Below are 18,902 nucleotides of genomic sequence, written 5' to 3'. Positions count from 1 at the left end.
ATTTGTTTTTTATTACCTAATTAAAGTTACGGAACCATGATGAGTCTCTTCTCCATTAGTTGTTGTAACAGTGGCAATAAAATAATAAGTTCCTTCAGGTACTTCTGTTCCTGAGTTTGTACGACCATTCCAACCTTCATTTAATTGATTGGATTCAAAAATTAATTGTCCCCATCTATTATAGATTTTAAATTGTAAAGATGTTATTCCTACACCTGTAATATTGAATTGGTCATTATAACCATCAATATTAGGCGTAAACACAGTTGGAATAATGACATTAGGCTCAATTGGAGTAACTGTTTGTGAACAAGATGTAACATCTATATCCATAGTAGTATTAGTAGCACATCCAGAACCAGAAGGTGTAAATGTGTAAGTAATTGTGCCAGCAGTAGCAGTTGAAATAACTGCATCCCAAGTTCCATTAACACCATTATTAGAAGTAGTAGGAAGAATGTCTGGAGTATCACCAATACAATATGGTCCAAGTTGAGTAAAAGTAGGAAGGATAGAAGATGTAACATCTATATCCATAGTTGTGTTAGTAGCACATCCCGAGCCAGAAGGAGTAAATGTATAAGTAATTGTTCCCGCAGTAGCAGTTGAAATAACTGCACCCCAAGTTCCATTAACACCATTATTAGAAGTAGTAGGAAGAACATCTGGAGTATCACCAATACAATATGGTCCAAGTTGAGTAAAAGTAGGAATGATAGAAGATGTAACATCTATATCCATAGTTGTGTTAGTAGCACATCCCGAGCCAGAAGGAGTAAATGTATAAGTAATTGTTCCCGCAGTAGCAGTTGAAATAACTGCACCCCAAGTTCCATTAACACCATTATTAGAAGTAGTAGGAAGAACATCAGGAGTATCACCAATACAATAAGGACCAAGTTGGGTAAAAGTAGGAGTGATAGAAGATGTAACATCTATATCCATAGTTGTGTTAGTAGCACATCCAGATCCCGAAGGAGTAAATGTGTAAGTAATACTGCCAGCAGCGGCAGTTGAAATTGCGGCATCCCAAGTTCCATTAACACCATTATTAGAAGTAGTAGGAAGAACATCAGAAGTATCACCAATACAATAAGGACCAAGTTGAGTAAAAGTAGGAGTGATAGAAGATGTAACATTTATATCCATAGTTGTGTTAGTAGCACATCCCGATCCAGAAGGAGTAAATGTATAAGTAATACTGCCAGCAGCGGCAGTTGAAATTGCGGCATCCCAAGTTCCATTAACACCATTATTAGAAGTAGTAGGAAGTACATCTGGAGTATCACCAATACAATAAGGACCAAGTTGGGTAAAAGTAGGAGTGATAGAAGATGTAACATCTATATCCATAGTTGTGTTAGTAGCACATCCAGATCCCGAAGGAGTAAATGTGTAAGTAATCGTTCCAGCAGCAGCAGTTGAAATAGCAGCATCCCAAGAACCAGAAACACCATTATTAGAAGTAGTAGGAAGAACATCAGGAGTATCACCAATACAATAAGGACCAAGTTGAGTAAAAGTAGGAGTTGTTAAAGATTGAACATGAATCGTAATCGTGTCAGTATTTTGACATAAATTATTATCTGTACCTATAACTGTATATAGTTGTGTGTTTGAAGGAGCAAAAATTATACTATCAGAAACAGAGTTGTCCCAATTGTAGTTGATTGCACCACTACCAAACAATATAATACTATCTCCACTACAAATAGTTGTGTCAGTTGCATTTGCGATAACTGAAGGCAGAGGATTAACTGTAATGAAATTAGGAATGTATAAAGAATCAGAGCCACTAGAATTAGTTGAAACAAGAGCAACATCAAAATTTCCAGCTGTATTGTAACAAATATTTAATGGGTTTTCTTGAGAACTTGTTAATGAATCGGAGCCAAAGAAATACCATTTCCAGCTAGTAGGCGAATTTGTACTTAAATCAGTAAAATCAATACAAGAACCTATACATAATGTAGAGTCAGAAGATTGAAAACTACTAACAGGTGGAGTTCCACAAGCGTTAATAGTAACATTTACAGGTATTGTAAAATTACCTGGACAAGATTTTACATAATAAGTTGTATTTGAAGAGAGTGAAGGAGTTGTGAAGTTTGCACCCGTCTCTAATAAGTTTCCATTAAATTCAGCATCATACCATTCTATAGTGATGCCAGCTGGAGATGTTCCTGTAATTGTAGCAGTTAAACTTGCGGATGTATTTGGACAAATTCCAACATCACTTGCAGTTATGTCAAAGGATGTTAATGTACCAATTTCTGTTATTCCATTACCACCATTTGTAGCTCCATTAGGAGGGAAGTTAGAAACATAAGGAGCATCAGAAATACCGTTAATACCTGCAATAATATTCATTGTTGGAGAACCTGCAGAAATTGAAATATATCCACCACCACCACTACCACCAGGTCCTTCGCCTTCATCTTTAGTAGCAAATAAACCAGCAGTAAGTATTTGATTACCGCCATTACCACCATTAGCAATGATTTGTCCTGTTAATGAAACAGTAGATGTAGTTTGTATAAGAATAGTTCCTCCAGCACCACCGCCACCAGCACCATCTTTTCCTGCTAATTGACCTATTGTTGCATTACCAAAAGAGTTTCCTCCATCTTCACCATTAGAGATTATATCACCATCTCCAGAAACAGTATTAAATGTCTTTAAAAAAATCATTCCTCCAGCATTTCCTCCATATCCAGCTTGGTTATCATTTCCTTCGCCAGCACCACCAGCGCCCCCCATAAATATTTTTCCTGTAGAATAATCTAATGGACGTCCACCTAAACCTCCAACAGCTTCTCTTTTTGAACTTCCCCAGCTAGGGTCTCCTGGAGGAACTGTTAAAACATTTTGATTATTTTGTAAGAATGAATAACCACCTCGTCCACCACCAGAAGAAACAGTTGATGAATTTAGTCCAGTAATTGTATTTTCCATGTCCCATGCTTGAATATAATTAGCAGACGAAATATCTGGATTTCCAACACCATTATTCCAAATATTAATATTACCCGCGTTTGCACCACCACCACCACCGGCATTATGAGCATTTGCACCACCACCACCATTTGCAGCAGCACCTCTGTTAAATTTTCGGTTGTTGAAATTAGCAGCATCACCAGCTATTCCTTCTCCTTTTTCAGCACCTTCAACTCTACTTGCATCAGCATATCTATCACTTCCTGAAATAACAAGAGTTGGATCATATGCGATACCACCTCTAAATCCTAATTCCGAAACATCAATTTTACCAGGAGCATTTATAATAGTGTTTCCAAGTACTTCAATTGCTAATATTCCACCAGAAATACCATCCCATGGAGTTGTTGTAAGTATTCCTCCAGGATTTATTGTCAAAGTATTGTATCTTGGAACTCTTATAACTAATACATTTCCAGCAGAGGTATAATTATTTGTTAAACCACAATCAAAATTTAATGTGGTTGAATTAGGGACGCTTTCCACCTGAACAAATTCATAATTACCACAATTATTATAATTAGTAATTCTTCCCCAATCAGGTGTTTGTCCCGGATGAGCCATATCGATAATTGATACACCTTGAACTTGTATAATCATTACTAAATCTCCAGAAGTAATGTTGCTAGAAAAGTTACTGTTAAGAGCACTGTTGTTAACAGTTATTGAAGTGTCTCCTGCATTTGCATCTGCAGTTAAAAAGGTATAAGCATTTACAAAGGCGGTAGAACTAAATACTGGATCACCGTCTTTTCCTCGTTGAGCATGTAATGTACTTAAAATAAAAAGTGAGCAAATTAAAAATATATTTTTCATTATAGATTGAAGTATAGTTAGCAATAAGACACTAAAAATAGGTCTAAGGTTGCATATTTATGCAGTGTGAAAATAATATTTTTAGTTGAGTAGAAAAAATGAAAAACTACATTGTTTAATTAACAGTAGTAAAATCATTTTTACCTAACTGATTAAGTAGTTTTCCATGACTGTATAATGCACTAAGAAAAGACTTGCCTGCATGGTAAGGTATGTTATATTCTTTGGCAGTTTTACTTACAATATTAGACAGTTTACGGTAATGTACATGACAAATATTAGGAAATAAGTGGTGTTCAATTTGAAAATTTAATCCTCCAACATACCAAGATAATAGCCTATTCTTTTTAGCAAAATTTGCTGTAGTTTTTAGCTGATGTACAATAAAATTATCTTTCATTTTACCTTCATTATCAGGCAAAGGAAAAGTTGTTTCTCCAACCACATGCGCTGCTTGAAAAACTGTAGATAAAATTAAACTTGAAACATAATGCATGGCTATAAAGAAAATAATTGTAAGCCACCATGCTTGAGATGAGAAGATTAATGGAAGAACTATCATATATAAAACATAGAATATTTTAGCTCCAACCAATCGCCAATAAGCTTGTTTATATGATATGCCTTGAGTTTTTATTAAATCTTTCTGTTTATATCGACTTAACTGTAAAAAGTCTTTTTTTAATAACCATGAGATTGTAAGTAATCCATAAAAGAACCAAGCGTAAATATGTTGTAATCGATGTATTTTGTATCTTTTTTGATGAAATGATAAACGCATCAATCCTCCAGAATCTATATCTTCATCATGGTCATGAACATTTGTGTAGGTATGATGCAATACATTATGTTGAATTTTCCAATTTACAGCACTTCCTCCAACTAAATTAATGAGGTAACCTAAATACTTATTTACATTTTGATTTTTAGAGTAAGCTCCATGATTAGCATCATGCATTACTGAAAAACCAATCCCAGTCATACCAAAAGCCATAATAATCCATAAGCCTAAAACTAGCCATGGGTTTGTAAAAACATTAAATAAAATTAAAAAATAAGGGACAAAATACATACTAACCATTGCAATAGTTTTCAAAACCATACTTGCATTTCCGTATTTGCTAATGTTGTTTTCTTTGAAATATAAATTGATACGTTTACGTAGTTCTTTTACAAATTCAGGTTGATCTGTATTGTTGTAGTTGATAGTCTTAAATTCCATAAAAATCACTTAAGTAGATATGTAAAATTACTACTAAAAGCTGATAAATATGTTCTTTATGTTTTTTAGATTGAATTTCTATATTTTTCAGAAAGCAGAGATTCTTCCTTAATAGCTTGTTTAAGTAGCTCATTATCTTTGTTGTAAGATAAAAGGCTAAAAACATCTTCAACAGAAATGTCGTTTGGATTTCTTTCAATTAATGTTAAATTATCACCATTTTTAACTTCACCTTCTTCTATAATTCTAACGTAAAATCCAGAATAAGAAGATTGAATAAAATCTTTTAATATTTTTTGATTTTTGAAGCGTAGGCCTAATTTAAAACAGGGTTGACGAGGTTCGGAAACCTGAATAATTGCAGAGCCAATTTTAAAAGTATCACCAATTCTAATATTAGTTTCTTCAAAATTATCTATTGTAATATTTTCTCCAAACATTCCAAATTTCCAATCTAAATTAGGGTAGAGTTCTTTAAAATGAGCATAATGTGAGGCAGAATAGAAGTAACAAGCTTTATGTTCACCTCCATGATCTTTTCTGTCAATTACGCTATCATTATTAACATCATTTTTACCTAAATAAATAGAACTAGAAACAGGTGTTTTATAAATACCTGTTTCTAGTTTTTCACCATTCCACTCTATAGTAGTTGGCTTGGCTATATTTGTTGAAACAACTTTCAAAAAATATAATGTTATAGGCTAGCTAAAGCTTTTTCGTAATTTGGTTCTTCAACTGTTTCAGTAACTTGTTCAGTATAGATAATATTACCTTCTTCGTTGATAATTAAAACACATCTTGAATTTAATCCTGCTAAGGGACCATCCAAAATTTCTAATCCATAATCTTTACCAAATTGTCCTGTTTTAAAATCTGAAAGCATGATTACATTTTCTATTCCTTCTGCTCCACAAAAACGCTTTTGAGCAAAAGGTAAATCTCTAGAAATGCATAATACTTTTGTGTTTGCTAGATTTGAAGCTTCTTTATTGAAATTACGAACTGATGATGCACAAGTTCCAGTATCTATACTCGGAAAAATATTTAATATCAATTTTTCTCCTTTAAAATCATTTAATGATTTTGTAGATAAATCTTCAGCTACTAAATTAAAATCTTTTGCAATAGAACCAATAGCAGGTAATTCTCCGCTAGTGTTTATTTCGTTTCCTTTTAAGGTGATTTTTGACATTTTATTTTGGTTTTAAGTTTTTTACAAACTTACTTTTTTACTGTATGCAAAGAAGCTATTAAGTAACTTTATTTTGAGCTATAATAATTAAATCAGTAATAGTTTGATTTTTATTTTGTGTTACTACACGATCTAATTCTAATATTTCAAAATTGTTTAGCTTTAAAGCTTTTTCTATGTATGATGCTTCATGAAAGTTCATATACATTTCATCACCATTGCTTCCTTTTCTATAGCCAGATTTTTTATTGTCATCTTCAATAGTACTGAGATAGAGAATACCATTAGGATTTAAAATTAATGAACTGTCTTTAATAAATTGGATTGCTTCTTTTTTTGAAAGGTAAGGAAACCCAAAACCACAAATAATAGCATCAAAATTTGTGTTTAATTGAGAGATATTTTTACAGTCTAAAAGTTGAAAATGAGCGCTTGGGTTGTTCTTTTTAGCTAAATCTAACATATTTGGAGCTAAATCGGTTGCTAGAATATTGATATTAGGTCTTTTTTGTAAAATGTAATTTGTTAGATTGCCTGGACCACAAGCTAATTCTAGAACTTTTGCATTTTCATTAATGATGTTGTTACATAGTATATCTAATGATTTATGGTATAAACTAACATCCATAAATTTCTCTTGGTAAATATTTGCATATTTATCAAAGAGCAGGACTGTTTTTTTTGTGTTACTCATTAATTATTATTTCTACTTCTATAAACTTACTTACAGGAGTATTACTTGTTTTGGCTACACTTTTGATTGGTACTAATACATTCGTTTCTGGAAAGTAAGTCGCTATACAACCTTTAGCTATATTGTATTCTATAATTTTAAAATTGTGAGCAATTCGTTCTTCATTTTTAAACACACTTTTTAAATCTACTTGTTGTAATTGTTTTAAACCCTTGGCTTTCATATCTTGCTTATTCATTAAAACTACACGCCTTTCATTAATAATGCCACGGTAACGGTCATTCATACCATAAATCGTTGTATTGTATTGATCGTGTGTTCTAATCGTCATCATAATAAAATTGCCATCAGCTACTTTACGTTTTGGTATTGGGTTAATGGTAAACTTGGCTTTTCCATTTTCTGTGGTAAACTTTCTATTTCTCGCACCATTTGGTAAATAAAAACCCGCAGGGTTCTTTACTTTTTCGTTAAAGTTATCAAATCCAGCAATGGTAGCAGCAATGTGGTCACGAACTTCACTGTAATCATCTACCATGTATTGCCAATTAATGCTGCTATTATTAAACGTAGCACTTGCAATTCCTCCAATAATAGCGTGTTCGCTTAATAGGTGAGGAGAAGCTGGATTAAAGCTTCCTTTGCTTCGGTGTACAACACCCATTGAATTTTCTACGGTTAAAAATTGTTTACCGCTTTTTTGGATGTCCGTTTCAGAACGAGAAATACATGGTAAAATTAAAGCCTCATTCCCGGTTACCAAATGTGAACGATTTAATTTAGTAGAAACTTGAACAGTTAAGTCACAATTCTGAACAGCTTTTCCTGTAAAATCACTATCTGGTGTTGCAGAAATAAAATTACCACCCAGTGCCATAAACAATTTAATTTTACCTTGGTTCATGGCTTCAATACTCTCGACGGCATCATATCCATGTTCTCTTGGAGTTTTAATATTAAAGTGTTGATCCATTGCTGCTAAAAAATCTTCCTTAGGCTTTTCCCAAATCCCCATTGTTCTGTCTCCTTGAACATTACTGTGTCCTCGAACAGGACATGTTCCAGCTCCTGGTTTTCCTATGCTACCTTTGGCTAATAAAATGTTTACTACTTCTCTGATATTATTAACTCCGTTTTCGTGTTGAGTTAAACCCATTGCCCAACAAATGATAATTTTTTTGTTTTCAATTAAAAGTTGAGCAAATTGTTTAATTTTTTCTTCGGGAATACCACTTTCAGCAACAGCTTCATTATAATCAATGTTTTTTAAATCCGCTAAAAATGAATCGTAATCCTCTGTAAATTCATTAATAAATTCTAGGTCAAAAACGCTTCCTGGATTTTTTTGCTCTTGTTGATACATTAAAAATAAGGTAGCTTTTAATAAAGCAACATCACCATTAATTTTTACTTGCAAGTAAATATCGGTTAATTGTTCTCCTCCTTTAATTATTGATAAAGGATTTTGCGGGTCAATGAAAACATTACTTCCAGCTTCGGGAATAGGATTAACACTAACTATTTTCCCTCCGTTTTGTTTACACTTTTCTAATGCACCTAGCATACGAGGGTGATTAGTTCCTGGGTTTTGTCCCATAACAACAATTACTTCAGCAATGTGTAAATCTTCTAAAGTAACACTTCCTTTTCCTATGCCAACGGTTTGACTTAATCCAGCGCCACTAGATTCGTGACACATATTAGAGCAGTCTGGTAAGTTGTTAGTTCCAAATTGACGGGCAAACAATTGATACATGTAAGCTGCTTCATTGCTCGTTCTTCCTGAAGTATAAAAACAAGCTTCGTTAGGAGAGTTTAAACTATTTAATTTGTTGCCTATTATTTTGAAAGCTTCATCCCATGAAATTGGTTCATAATGGGATGAACCTTCTTTTAAAAACATAGGTTCAGTAATTCGACCTGCTTTACCAATTTTGTAATCTGTCCAAGTGCTTAATTCTTCTACGCTATATTTTTTAAAGAAATTAGGATCAACTTTTTTAGTGGTAGCTTCCTCGGCAATTGCTTTAACACCATTCTCGCAATATTCTCCTAAGCTAGAACGTTTGCCATCAGGATCAGGCCAAGCGCATCCCGGGCAATCAAAACCATCTTTTTGGTTCATTTTGTTTAATACTTTTATACCTTGCCAAATTCCTAACTCTTGACTAATGTGTTTCATTGAAGAGATTATAGCAGGAATTCCAACAGCTTTTTCTTTTCGTTCGGTTAATTTAAGATTACTGAAATCTTCAGGAGGTACAATTTGTACTTTACGTTTATTCATAGTTTTGTGTTAAAAACAATTAGCATTAAAGGTAGTAAAATCGTTAAAATAAGCCGTATTTAGTATTATAATTTTGTAAACAAGCTATTATGCAAAAGACAACAGAAAAAGATTCTATTTACGATGGATTAGAAAATATGTCCATCAAAGAATTGTTGACTAATATTAACTATGAAGATAAAACAGTTCCTCATGCCATAGAAAAAGTAATCCCTACAATAGAAAAATTAGTTGAAGTAATTGTTGCTAAAATGGAAGTAGGAGGCAGGTTGTTTTACATGGGAGCTGGTACAAGTGGAAGATTGGGAGTAGTTGACGCATCTGAATGCCCACCAACTTTTGGTGTAGAACATGGATTGGTTATTGGGTTAATTGCTGGAGGAGATTCAGCTATGTGGAAAGCTGTTGAATTTGCAGAAGATAGTAAAACTCAAGGATGGGAAGATTTACTGAAGCATAACATATCGGATAAAGATATAGTAATTGGAATTGCGGCATCAGGAACTACTCCTTATGTTATTGGAGCATTAGAAAAATGTAATGAAAAAGGAATAGCAACAGGCTGTATTGTTTGTAATGCAGCTAGTCCAGTTGCTAAAACTGCAAAGTATCCTATAGAAGTAGTTGTGGGACCTGAGTTTGTTACTGGCAGTACAAGAATGAAATCAGGAACTGCACAAAAGTTAGTGCTAAATATGATTTCAACTTCTACAATGATAAAACTCGGAAAAGTGAAAGGAAATAAAATGGTGGATATGCAATTGAGTAATGATAAGCTTGTTGATAGAGGTACTAAAATGATTATGGCTGAATTAAATATCGACTATCAGAAAGCAAATGATTTGTTGTTGAAATACGGAAGTGTAAGAAAAGCAGTAGATTCTTTTAAATAAGTATAATAAAAAAGGCAATCTTTAGATTGCCTTTTTTATTATTATCTGTTAATCTTAAAATTTATATCCAAGCATAAATGCTGCACATGACTCTTTAACTCCTTCTAAAGATGGAGGTATAACATAAGTAATGTATAATTTACTTTGTCCTTCTGGTTCATATACATAAACACTTTTTCCTTCTTCTCTAACATTTTTTAAAGCAAATAAAGCTTTTCTGTTTTTAGTCCCAGCTTTTTCACTGTAAACATATACTTGGAAGTTTTTATCTGCATCAGTTATATTAAAAACTAATCTATATTTTTCTCCTTCAAATAAAGGAACTTCAATTTCTTTTCCTTGAAAATCACCAGATGTAGTATATCTAGTAATTTTTGAAGAATCATATTTGTAGTCTGGTTTTAATTCAGCCTTCAATTCGTTTTTAATAGTTGTTGCATCACAACTAGCAATTTCTTGTGCAAATAATGAAGAAAAGCTAAATAAAGATAATAATGCAATAGCAATAATGTTTTTCATCGTTTTCATAATTATCCATTAATAATATTAGTTCTTAATTCAATAATAGAAGCTTTTAAGCTCTCTAGCTTTTCAGGAGATAAGACTTTTGAATCACCATTACTTATTTCATTAAAGTGAGAATGAACTCCCTCTAAAGATGTAATTAATTCATCATATTCTTTATCTTCATTTGCTTGTTTAATTGCAAGAATAATGTTTTCAACAATGTATGATTGTTCAGATAATCTGTTTGTTAATTTTTCATTATTATTCTTGTTTCCATTCAAAGCTAAATACATAGTTTCAACCCAAGCACCAGCAAAAATTACAGAGCCTGCGTAGCTAGCTCCATTTTCATCTAAATAATCATCTAATTGCATTTGTAAATCAGCCATAATACTAACTAATGAATCTTCATTACCAACATTTTTTTCTAAACGCTCAGCAACTCCAATTGAATTTATTACATCTGTCATCCAAATTTTCTCAGATAATTCACGAATAGCATTTAAGTAGTTAATTGATTCTTGAGATTGGTTATTTGTGATCGCATAAGCCATGTCAGCAGCATAAACTCCAAAGTTTAATTTTTGGTTGTATTTTGAGTTGTAGTTATTTACATTTTCTTTAGGATTTGTAATTCCTCCAACATATTCCAAACCAGCATTTTTAAATAAACTTACAACTTGTAATGGAGAAGGTAACATATAGGTAACATCATCATCAACTGTTTCGATTACAACTTCCTCAACAGGAGTTTCTTCGGTAGTTTCTGGAGTTTCTTCGTGAGAACCACCACACGATTGTAAAAAAGTACTGGTTATAAAAGCAAGTGCTATTATTTTAAAACTTAATTTTTTCATAATTAATAGGTTATATAATTTTAAATTGAATTGTAAATAAATAAAAATTAGTTGTTATCGCAAAATATTTGTTTTTAAACTTGTATTACTCCAGGGTTAAATTGTTTTTCAATAGGGGCATGGTCAGCAGCTTCAATACCCATAGATATCCATTTTCTAGTATCTAAAGGATTGATAATTGCATCTGTCCATAATCGAGCAGCACTGTAGTATGGAGAAATTTGTCTGTCATATTTGTTTTTTATATGATTGTAAAGTTCATTTTCTTTTTCCTTTGTAATCTCTTCACCTTTAGCTTTTAATGAGGCAACTTCAATTTGTAATAAAGTTTTTGCTGCAGAAGCACCACTCATAACAGCTAATTGAGCTGAAGGCCAAGCAAATATCAATCTTGGGTCGTAAGCTTTTCCACACATAGCATAGTTTCCAGCACCATATGAGTTTCCAATAATTACGGTAAATTTTGGAACAACAGAATTTGCTTGTGCACTAACCATTTTAGCTCCATCTTTAATAATTCCCCCATGTTCTGAGCGTGAGCCAACCATAAAACCACTTACATCTTGTAAAAATACAAGAGGAATTTTCTTTTGATTACAATTCATAATGAATCGGGCAGCTTTATCAGCTGAATCAGAATAGATAACACCTCCAAACTGCATTTCACCCTTTTTAGATTTGACTACAATTCTTTGATTTGCAACAATTCCAACAGCCCATCCATCAATCCTAGCATAACCGCAAACAATTGTTTTGCCATATTCTTCTTTGTATTCTTCAAATTCAGAGTTATCTACCAAACGAGCAATAATGTCTTTGGTATTGTATGGTTTTTCTCTTACATCTGGTAAAATTCCAAATATTTCATTTGGATCTAATTTTGGTTTTTGTGGTTTTGCACGATTAAAACCGGCTTTGTTGTAATCGCCAATTTTATCCATTATTGTTCTGATTTTATCTAAACATTCATTGTCATCAACACATTTATAATCAGTGACTCCTGAAATTTCACAATGTGTTGTTGCGCCTCCTAAAGTTTCGTTATCAACTGTTTCTCCAACAGCAGCTTTTACTAGATAAGAGCCAGCTAAAAATATTGATCCAGTTTTGTCAACGATTAAAGCTTCATCACTCATAATAGGTAGGTAAGCACCACCTGCAACACAACTACCCATAATAGCAGCTATCTGTGTTATTCCCATTGAAGACATTATTGCGTTGTTTCTAAATATTCTACCAAAATGTTCTTTATCTGGAAATATTTCATCTTGCATTGGTAAATAAACTCCAGCACTATCTACAAGATAGATGATAGGTAATTTATTTTCAATTGATATTTCTTGTAAACGTAAGTTCTTTTTACCCGTAATTGGAAACCAAGCTCCAGCTTTAACAGTTGCATCATTGGCAACAACTATACATTGTTTGCCGCTTACATAGCCTATAACACCTACAACACCACCAGAAGGACATCCTCCGTGTTCTTCATACATATCATCGCCTGCAAATGCACCTATTTCTATGTGCTCTGTATTTTTATCTAATAAATATTCAATTCTTTCTCTAGCAGTTAACTTACCTTTAGCTTTATGCTTTTCAATACGTTTTTTACCTCCACCTAAATAAACTTTTTCTAAATTCCTGTTTAGATCAGAAACTAGCAATTTATTTACATCCTCATTTTTATTGAATTCTAAATTTTCCTTTTTACTCATCGTTTATTTTTTTAGAAAGCTCAAATATAATTATAACAAAGGCTTTATTTAAAATAATCTACTAAAGGATTTAAAACATTTTAGGATAAATAAAGAAATTTTGTAAACCAACACCTTGAATTATTTCATTCCATTGTTCTATATCAAGATCAATTTTTACTACACCACAAGTAGGTATATTGTCAATATAATAATCGGTTAAATAATTTGATAGTTGAGTGATAGCTGGATTGTGAGCTATTAATGCAACTGAATTTACTGTAGAGGGTAAGTTATTAATAAGCACTATTAAATTTTGAGTAGATGATTCGTATATAGAATCGATAAATTTAATTTCTTCATCGTTTAATTTTAAATGATTTTTGAGTTTTTTTAAAGTTTCTCGAGTTCTTTTTGATGGACTACATAGAATTAACTCAGGATTGAAATCTAACTTAATTAATTTCTTAGCAATAGTTGGAATATCGTTTTTTCCTCTATCATTTAAAGGGCGATCAAAATCAGATAAAGTTGGTTTTAACCAACTTGATTTAGCATGTCTTATTAGATAAATTGACTTCATTTTTCGATGAATGATAAAAAAAGTTCGATAAATTTTTTATTTTCGATAAAAGTTGTATATTTGTAGACGAAATTAATGATTTAATAGATAATGATAGTTTTAATTTTGATAGTTGCTTTTTTATTGTTCTTAGTTTTTGCACTAAGTGGAGAGGGTAGTAGCTATGGAAAAAGTAATGATTACAACTCAAAAAGTAAATTTAATTTAAATGATAAAAATTATTTTTTGTAGTCAAATAAATTTGTATCCCCCCTTTTAGATAAGTTTTATGTTAACAAAAAAGCCCTACGGAAAACGTTCCGAGGGCTTTTTTAATTAACCTAATTAACTAACTATAAAACTTACTTATTCTTTACTCTAACTAATATTAAATTAAGTTGTTCAACTTCAATTAAAAGTTTTAGATATTGATTTAGTTGACCATTTTCCATTGCATTTTTGGCTTTTTGTTTTAGCTCAATATATCTCTGTCTTAAATTCATGATTTCATTTTTTAAAATTCAATTAATCTTCTTCAATATGTATGCCAAAGTTTTTTACATTGGACTTTTTTTTGTTAAAAAAAGTTAATTATAGATAGGGTGTTTAAGGCATTAAATTTATAAGTAACTTTATAATTCATTATGAGGTATATAAAGCTATATATATTAATACTAAGTGTTTCGTTAACATCGTTTTCATTTTCTCAATCCCTTACTGATGGGGATGATGATTATGTTTTGCCTAAAGATTCAATTAGGTTTAAAGATAGAATGGATGTAAATACAAAAGTTGCTTTTGGAGCTGGTGTTTCTAATAATGGTTCTTTTTTATATACTACTCTTCGACCAACTGTTACCTATAATTTAACCCCTAAATTTTCTATTTATTCAGGTGTTGGATATACCAATTACCAGATGGAAAACTTTAATATGTTATCAGATTTTGGTTATCAGCCTTTTACAGGAAATATTTCTCAAATGTCAGCTTTTGTTGGAGGTAAATACCAGATAAACGACAGATTGGCAGTTTACGGAGAAGTGTTCTATAATTTTGCTCAAATTTCAGCAGGTAATTATACTGCTAATGCCTTATCTGATTTTGATAGGGTTGGTTATGCTGCCTCCTTTGAGTATAAAATTGGTGATAATATGTTTATTGAGGGGCAAATTAGAATTAATGATTTTAATTCAGGCAGTAATATGTATAATCCTATACAAAATCACGGATTTGGTTCTGGGAGTTTTATGAGGGAATCTTCGCTAATAAATACAATGCCATTTTCTCGATAATCCTTTTTTATAATACTAACTTTGCCTTAAAACTTTAAGATATGTTAGTTGTAGTTTCTCCAGCCAAAAAATTAGATGTTACTGGCGATAAACCTAAAGATTATTCTTTACCAGTATATACTTCTGAATCAAAAAAGCTAATTACCAATCTAAAAAAAATGAATCCCAAAAGTCTTGAAAAACTAATGGGAATTAGCACTTCTTTAGCTGAATTAAATTTTCAACGTTATCAAGAATGGAATGAACAACATTTACTTGAAGACAGTAAACAAGCAATTTTATCTTTTACTGGAGAAGTTTATAGTGGTTTAGGGGCAGAAAGTTTTTCAGATAAGGAACTAAAAGAAGCTCAAAATAGATTAAGAATTTTATCAGGATTATACGGTGTGTTAAAACCATTAGATTTAATGCATGCTTACCGTTTGGAGATGGGAACCTCATTGAAAATTGGAGAGAAAAAGAATTTGTATGAGTTTTGGGGAGATAAAATTGTAAATGAATTAAATATTGCATTAAAAGAATTGAATTCTTCTACTTTAGTAAACTTAGCGTCTACTGAATATTTTAAATCGGTTAATAAAAAGAAGCTAAATGCTGAAATTATTACGCCTGTATTTAAAGATTTTAGTAATGGAAAATATAAAATGGTGATGGTTTATGCTAAAAAGGCAAGAGGCATGATGGCTAATTATATTATAAAAAATAAAATAGAAAATACAACCGACTTAATAGGTTTTAATACAGATGGTTATTGCTTTAATCAAGAGGCTTCAACAACTAATGAATTTGTATTTTATAGAGGATAACATGGAAGATTTAATTGGAAAAACAGTAGCGTTAGAAGCTTTAAAAACTACCCCTCAAGGTGTGTATTTAATTACCGATAAAAATGATGAGATTTTATTGCCAAATAAATATGTTCCTCGTGATTTAAGAATGGGGGATAAAATAGAAGTTTTTGTTTACAATGATTTTGATAATCGTCCTGTAGCAACAACATTAGTTCCTAAAGTAAAGTTAAATCAGGTTGGTTATTTAAAATGTTTCGATGTTTCAGATTATGGTGCTTTTTTTGAATGGGGTTTAGAGAAGCATTTGCTTGTTCCTTTTTCTGAACAACATTATAACATTGAAGCTGGAGATGAATGCTTAATTTATCTTTATAAAGATGAAAAGACTAATCGTTTAGTTGGATCTACCAAAATTGATAAGTTTTTAAAACATAATATACCTGAATACAATTTAGGAGATAAGGTAAGCTTGATTGTTGGACCTGAAACTGATTTAGGGTATAAAGTAATTGTTGAAAATAAATTTATTGGCTTAATTTATAAAAACGAATTGTTTAGACGAGTAAGTCAAGGAGATTTATTGACTGGCTACATAACAACCATAAGAGAAGACAATAAATTAGATATTTCTTTAAACAGTTCTCGATTAAGCGAAGTTGAAGTTTTGGCTAATAAAATATATGAAACCTTGTTAAGAGAAAATGGAGCAATAAACATCTCTGATAAAAGCGAACCTGAAGTAATTTACAAACGCTTTCAAGTAAGTAAAAAAGCTTTTAAAAGAGCAGTAGGCTTATTGTATAGCGAACGAAAAATAGTGGTTAACCCACAAAGTATTGTTATAGCTGAAAACTAGGCATCAGCTTCGTTTTTCTTTTTAAAGTTTTTGATAACATCTTTTAAATCCTGTCCTTCAATTAAAATTGAACCCTTAGCACTTTCAACTAAAGGATGATTAGGATAAGTATCAATAAATTCTTGGTATAATCGTTTTGCTTCATCGTGTTCCTTTAGCATATCGCCTACAGTAGCAGCTTTATAAAACAATGCTTCGGGCGCTAATTTGTATTCGGGGTCTTTTTCTAGTAGCATATTAAAATAACGAATAGCATCGTGAGGTCTATTTAAGCCTCTACATAATTCACCAGCTTTAAATATGTACTCTTTATGTATGTTGTAAAAGTCATCTTTAGTAATAAATCTATCGTAAGCCAGTAGTAAATTTTCAGCAACTTCTTTGTTAAAGTTTAAACTGTCATCATACATTAAGACTGTATATTTAGCAATATCTTCAACTCTTTCGTCGTAAGTGTCTATAGGGTCTTCAACAATCTCTTGTTTTTCTAACACAACTTCTTTAGGCTGTGTGTCATTTTTACAACTGTATATTAAAATACTTAACGATAGAATAAAAAATATGTTTTTCATGATAAATTAATGTTTGCCTTTTACTAAAGGGAATTTCATTCGGTAGCTTACCTTAATGTTTCCTTTTGCAATATCGTTTAACTTTTTCTTAATCAATTGTTTTTTTAATGGATTAATTTTATCTGTAAATAAAACACCCTCAATATGATCGTATTCATGTTGAACAACTCTTGCTGCCAAGCCAGATAATTTTTCTTCAACTAATTCAAATTTTTCGTTGTAATATTCTACAATAATATCTGGTTTACGACTTACATCTTCTCTAATGCCAGGAATACTTAAACAACCTTCCTCAAACTTCCATTCTTTACCTGTTTCTTCGATTATAATTGGATTGATAAATACACGTTTAAAACCTTCTAATTCTGGTTCATCTTCAGCAAAAGGCGAAGCATCAACAATAAATAAGCGAATAGCTAATCCTATTTGAGGAGCTGCTAATCCAACACCTTGAGAATTATACATCGTTTCGAACATATCCTCAAGTAGTAATTTTAAATCAGGATAATTTTCATCAATTTCTTCTCCCTCTTTTCTCAAAACGGGGTCTCCGTAAGCTATAATTGGTCGTATCATACTACAAAAGTAATATTAATTTTTGTTCCTTTGCACTTCAAAAATCGAACGAATGAAAAAAATAATTGCCTTATATTTTATCTTATTTACAGTTAGTTGTGCAGAACCAGAGCCAAAAAATAAAGAAATAAAAGTTGAAGGTCTTGCTCAAGGAACTTCATATCACATTACTTACATCAGTAATGATGGAGTAAATTATCAACGCTCAATAGATTCGTTATTGATAGAGATTGATAATTCATTATCAACTTATCAGCCAAGGTCTATAATATCAAAGTTTAACCAAGCAGATTCAACTCAAAAAGTTGACCAACTGTTTATTGAAGTATTTAACGATGCTAAGTTAGTTTTTGAAGCTACAAATGGAGCTCTTGACCCAACTGTAGCTCCTGTTGTTAATGCTTGGGGGTTTGGATTTAAAAATTTAGAAAATACAGATAGTACCTTTATTGACAGTTTGTTGCAATATGTAAATTTTAATGCCGTAACAATTAAAGATAGTATTGTATTTAAATCGAACCCGAATATAATGATAGATTTTAATGCAATTGCTCAAGGCTATTCGGTAGATGTATTAGCAGAATTTTTAGAAGCAAAAGGAATAGAAAATTACATGGTTGAAGTAGGTGGAGAGTTAAGGGTAAAAGGAAAAAACACAAACAACAAATTATGGCGAATAGGTATTGATAAGCCAATTGAAAACAACATCAATAGAGATTTGGAAGCTATTATTAATTTAGATAACATAGCTTTAGCAACATCTGGCAATTATCGTAAGTTTTACGAGAAAAATGGAGTGAAATACTCACATACCTTAAACCCTAAAACGGGGTACCCAGTTCAGCATACTTTATTAAGTGCAACTGTGTTGGCTAAAACGTGCTCATTGGCAGATGCTTATGCTACCGCTTTTATGGTGTTGGGACTTGAAAAAAGTAAAGAAATTGTAGCCTCAAATTCTGATTTAGAAGTACTGTTTATTTATGTGGATGAAAAAAATGAATTCCAAACCTTTGCAAGCCAAGAAATTAGTAAATTTATTGAGTTGAATGATGTAAAATAATAGATGTATTTCTTAATTTTAACGTTGA

18 protein-coding genes are annotated in these 18,902 nt (G+C 31.6%); 5 read left to right on the top strand and 13 right to left on the bottom strand.

Going from position 1 to position 18,902, the window contains the following annotated elements; translation table 11 throughout:
- Nucleotides 1-12: 12 nt before the first annotated feature.
- The 6 genes from FRY74_RS05770 to FRY74_RS05745 form a co-directional block, all read right to left on the bottom strand.
- Entirely contained in the window at nucleotides 13-3,813 is a 3,801-nt protein-coding gene (locus FRY74_RS05770; protein WP_147099510.1) for a T9SS type B sorting domain-containing protein, read from the bottom strand.
- 115 nt (nucleotides 3,814-3,928) lie between these two features.
- Nucleotides 3,929-5,035, bottom strand: a complete 1,107-nt coding sequence (locus tag FRY74_RS05765) for a fatty acid desaturase family protein (protein WP_223265833.1) — start codon at nucleotides 5,033-5,035, stop codon at nucleotides 3,929-3,931.
- 65 nt (nucleotides 5,036-5,100) lie between these two features.
- A complete protein-coding gene (locus FRY74_RS05760; RefSeq protein WP_147099508.1) occupies nucleotides 5,101-5,721 on the bottom strand; it encodes an MOSC domain-containing protein in 621 nt (206 codons plus the stop codon).
- Nucleotides 5,722-5,732: 11 nt separating this feature from the next.
- Nucleotides 5,733-6,230, bottom strand: coding sequence for a thiol peroxidase (tpx, locus tag FRY74_RS05755; RefSeq protein ID WP_147099506.1), 498 nt, complete (start codon nucleotides 6,228-6,230; stop codon nucleotides 5,733-5,735).
- 58 nt (nucleotides 6,231-6,288) lie between these two features.
- Nucleotides 6,289-6,924, bottom strand: a complete 636-nt coding sequence (locus tag FRY74_RS05750; RefSeq protein ID WP_147099504.1) for a class I SAM-dependent DNA methyltransferase — start codon at nucleotides 6,922-6,924, stop codon at nucleotides 6,289-6,291.
- Nucleotides 6,917-9,211 (bottom strand): FdhF/YdeP family oxidoreductase, encoded by a 2,295-nt coding sequence (locus FRY74_RS05745; RefSeq protein WP_147099502.1) that lies wholly within the window; start codon nucleotides 9,209-9,211, stop codon nucleotides 6,917-6,919. Before FRY74_RS05745 ends, FRY74_RS05750 begins: the two co-directional genes overlap by 8 nt.
- An 89-nt stretch (nucleotides 9,212-9,300) precedes the next feature.
- Between FRY74_RS05745 and murQ the strand changes: the two genes are divergently transcribed.
- On the top strand, nucleotides 9,301-10,104 hold the full coding sequence (murQ, locus tag FRY74_RS05740) for an N-acetylmuramic acid 6-phosphate etherase (protein WP_147099500.1): 804 nt from the start codon (nucleotides 9,301-9,303) through the stop codon (nucleotides 10,102-10,104).
- A gap of 54 nt (nucleotides 10,105-10,158) precedes the next feature.
- On the opposite strand, the gene FRY74_RS05735 is transcribed toward murQ, so the two are convergent.
- From FRY74_RS05735 to FRY74_RS12870, 5 genes are all read right to left on the bottom strand, one after another.
- Nucleotides 10,159-10,632 carry a hypothetical protein gene (locus tag FRY74_RS05735; RefSeq protein ID WP_147099498.1) on the bottom strand — a complete coding sequence of 158 codons (474 nt, stop codon included), beginning with the start codon at nucleotides 10,630-10,632 and terminating at the stop codon, nucleotides 10,159-10,161.
- A gap of 2 nt (nucleotides 10,633-10,634) precedes the next feature.
- Nucleotides 10,635-11,468 carry a hypothetical protein gene (locus tag FRY74_RS05730; RefSeq protein WP_147099496.1) on the bottom strand — a complete coding sequence of 278 codons (834 nt, stop codon included), beginning with the start codon at nucleotides 11,466-11,468 and terminating at the stop codon, nucleotides 10,635-10,637.
- A gap of 74 nt (nucleotides 11,469-11,542) precedes the next feature.
- Entirely contained in the window at nucleotides 11,543-13,183 is a 1,641-nt protein-coding gene (locus tag FRY74_RS05725; protein ID WP_147099494.1) for an acyl-CoA carboxylase subunit beta, read from the bottom strand.
- Between the two features lie 70 nt (nucleotides 13,184-13,253).
- Nucleotides 13,254-13,745 carry a SixA phosphatase family protein gene (locus FRY74_RS05720; protein ID WP_147099492.1) on the bottom strand — a complete coding sequence of 164 codons (492 nt, stop codon included), beginning with the start codon at nucleotides 13,743-13,745 and terminating at the stop codon, nucleotides 13,254-13,256.
- Nucleotides 13,746-14,086: 341 nt separating this feature from the next.
- A complete protein-coding gene (locus FRY74_RS12870) occupies nucleotides 14,087-14,227 on the bottom strand; it encodes a hypothetical protein (RefSeq protein WP_170227962.1) in 141 nt (46 codons plus the stop codon).
- Between the two features lie 141 nt (nucleotides 14,228-14,368).
- Here FRY74_RS12870 and FRY74_RS05715 point away from each other — a divergent pair, with 141 nt between their 5' ends.
- Genes FRY74_RS05715 through FRY74_RS05705 form a run of 3 tightly spaced genes read left to right on the top strand, consistent with a single transcriptional unit; the run spans nucleotide 14,369 to nucleotide 16,663 of the window.
- Nucleotides 14,369-15,016, top strand: coding sequence for a porin family protein (locus FRY74_RS05715; RefSeq protein WP_147099490.1), 648 nt, complete (start codon nucleotides 14,369-14,371; stop codon nucleotides 15,014-15,016).
- A gap of 41 nt (nucleotides 15,017-15,057) precedes the next feature.
- On the top strand, nucleotides 15,058-15,822 hold the full coding sequence (gene yaaA / locus FRY74_RS05710; protein WP_147099488.1) for a peroxide stress protein YaaA: 765 nt from the start codon (nucleotides 15,058-15,060) through the stop codon (nucleotides 15,820-15,822).
- Nucleotides 15,797-16,663 carry a CvfB family protein gene (locus tag FRY74_RS05705; protein ID WP_170227961.1) on the top strand — a complete coding sequence of 289 codons (867 nt, stop codon included), beginning with the start codon at nucleotides 15,797-15,799 and terminating at the stop codon, nucleotides 16,661-16,663. Before yaaA ends, FRY74_RS05705 begins: the two co-directional genes overlap by 26 nt.
- Here the strand turns inward: FRY74_RS05705 and FRY74_RS05700 are convergent.
- Both FRY74_RS05700 and def read right to left on the bottom strand, forming a co-directional pair.
- Nucleotides 16,660-17,235 (bottom strand): tetratricopeptide repeat protein, encoded by a 576-nt coding sequence (locus tag FRY74_RS05700; RefSeq protein WP_147099484.1) that lies wholly within the window; start codon nucleotides 17,233-17,235, stop codon nucleotides 16,660-16,662. The genes FRY74_RS05705 and FRY74_RS05700 overlap by 4 nt on opposite strands.
- Before the next feature lie 6 nt (nucleotides 17,236-17,241).
- Complete coding sequence (gene def / locus FRY74_RS05695) at nucleotides 17,242-17,811, bottom strand: peptide deformylase (RefSeq protein ID WP_147099482.1); 570 nt, start codon at nucleotides 17,809-17,811, stop codon at nucleotides 17,242-17,244.
- A 52-nt stretch (nucleotides 17,812-17,863) separates the two neighbouring features.
- On the opposite strand from def, the gene FRY74_RS05690 reads away from it, so the two are divergent.
- Nucleotides 17,864-18,874 (top strand): FAD:protein FMN transferase, encoded by a 1,011-nt coding sequence (locus FRY74_RS05690; RefSeq protein WP_147099480.1) that lies wholly within the window; start codon nucleotides 17,864-17,866, stop codon nucleotides 18,872-18,874.
- The last annotated feature ends 28 nt before the right edge of the window (nucleotides 18,875-18,902 follow it).

Origin of the sequence: Vicingus serpentipes (genome assembly GCF_007993035.1) — a bacterium.
GTDB classification, from domain to species: domain Bacteria; phylum Bacteroidota; class Bacteroidia; order Flavobacteriales_E; family Vicingaceae; genus Vicingus; species Vicingus serpentipes.
Note: the sequence above shows the minus strand (reverse complement) of the source record. Positions and strands in the feature narration are given on the sequence as shown.

Excerpts from the sequence above, each read along its gene's own strand:
- def (WP_147099482.1), bottom strand. The coding sequence starts at position 17,811 with ATGATACGACCAATTATAGCTTACGGAGACCCCGTTTTGAGAAAAGAG.
- FRY74_RS05715 (WP_147099490.1), top strand. The coding sequence starts at position 14,369 with ATGAGGTATATAAAGCTATATATATTAATACTAAGTGTTTCGTTAACA.
- murQ (WP_147099500.1), top strand. The coding sequence starts at position 9,301 with ATGCAAAAGACAACAGAAAAAGATTCTATTTACGATGGATTAGAAAAT.
- yaaA (WP_147099488.1), top strand. The coding sequence starts at position 15,058 with ATGTTAGTTGTAGTTTCTCCAGCCAAAAAATTAGATGTTACTGGCGAT.
- FRY74_RS12870 (WP_170227962.1), bottom strand. The coding sequence starts at position 14,227 with ATGAATTTAAGACAGAGATATATTGAGCTAAAACAAAAAGCCAAAAAT.
- tpx (WP_147099506.1), bottom strand. The coding sequence starts at position 6,230 with ATGTCAAAAATCACCTTAAAAGGAAACGAAATAAACACTAGCGGAGAA.
- FRY74_RS05705 (WP_170227961.1), top strand. The coding sequence starts at position 15,797 with ATGAATTTGTATTTTATAGAGGATAACATGGAAGATTTAATTGGAAAA.
- FRY74_RS05725 (WP_147099494.1), bottom strand. The coding sequence starts at position 13,183 with ATGAGTAAAAAGGAAAATTTAGAATTCAATAAAAATGAGGATGTAAAT.
- FRY74_RS05745 (WP_147099502.1), bottom strand. The coding sequence starts at position 9,211 with ATGAATAAACGTAAAGTACAAATTGTACCTCCTGAAGATTTCAGTAAT.
- FRY74_RS05730 (WP_147099496.1), bottom strand. The coding sequence starts at position 11,468 with ATGAAAAAATTAAGTTTTAAAATAATAGCACTTGCTTTTATAACCAGT.
- FRY74_RS05750 (WP_147099504.1), bottom strand. The coding sequence starts at position 6,924 with ATGAGTAACACAAAAAAAACAGTCCTGCTCTTTGATAAATATGCAAAT.
- FRY74_RS05690 (WP_147099480.1), top strand. The coding sequence starts at position 17,864 with ATGAAAAAAATAATTGCCTTATATTTTATCTTATTTACAGTTAGTTGT.
- FRY74_RS05700 (WP_147099484.1), bottom strand. The coding sequence starts at position 17,235 with ATGAAAAACATATTTTTTATTCTATCGTTAAGTATTTTAATATACAGT.
- FRY74_RS05735 (WP_147099498.1), bottom strand. The coding sequence starts at position 10,632 with ATGAAAACGATGAAAAACATTATTGCTATTGCATTATTATCTTTATTT.
- FRY74_RS05770 (WP_147099510.1), bottom strand. The coding sequence starts at position 3,813 with ATGAAAAATATATTTTTAATTTGCTCACTTTTTATTTTAAGTACATTA.
- FRY74_RS05765 (WP_223265833.1), bottom strand. The coding sequence starts at position 5,035 with ATGGAATTTAAGACTATCAACTACAACAATACAGATCAACCTGAATTT.
- FRY74_RS05720 (WP_147099492.1), bottom strand. The coding sequence starts at position 13,745 with ATGAAGTCAATTTATCTAATAAGACATGCTAAATCAAGTTGGTTAAAA.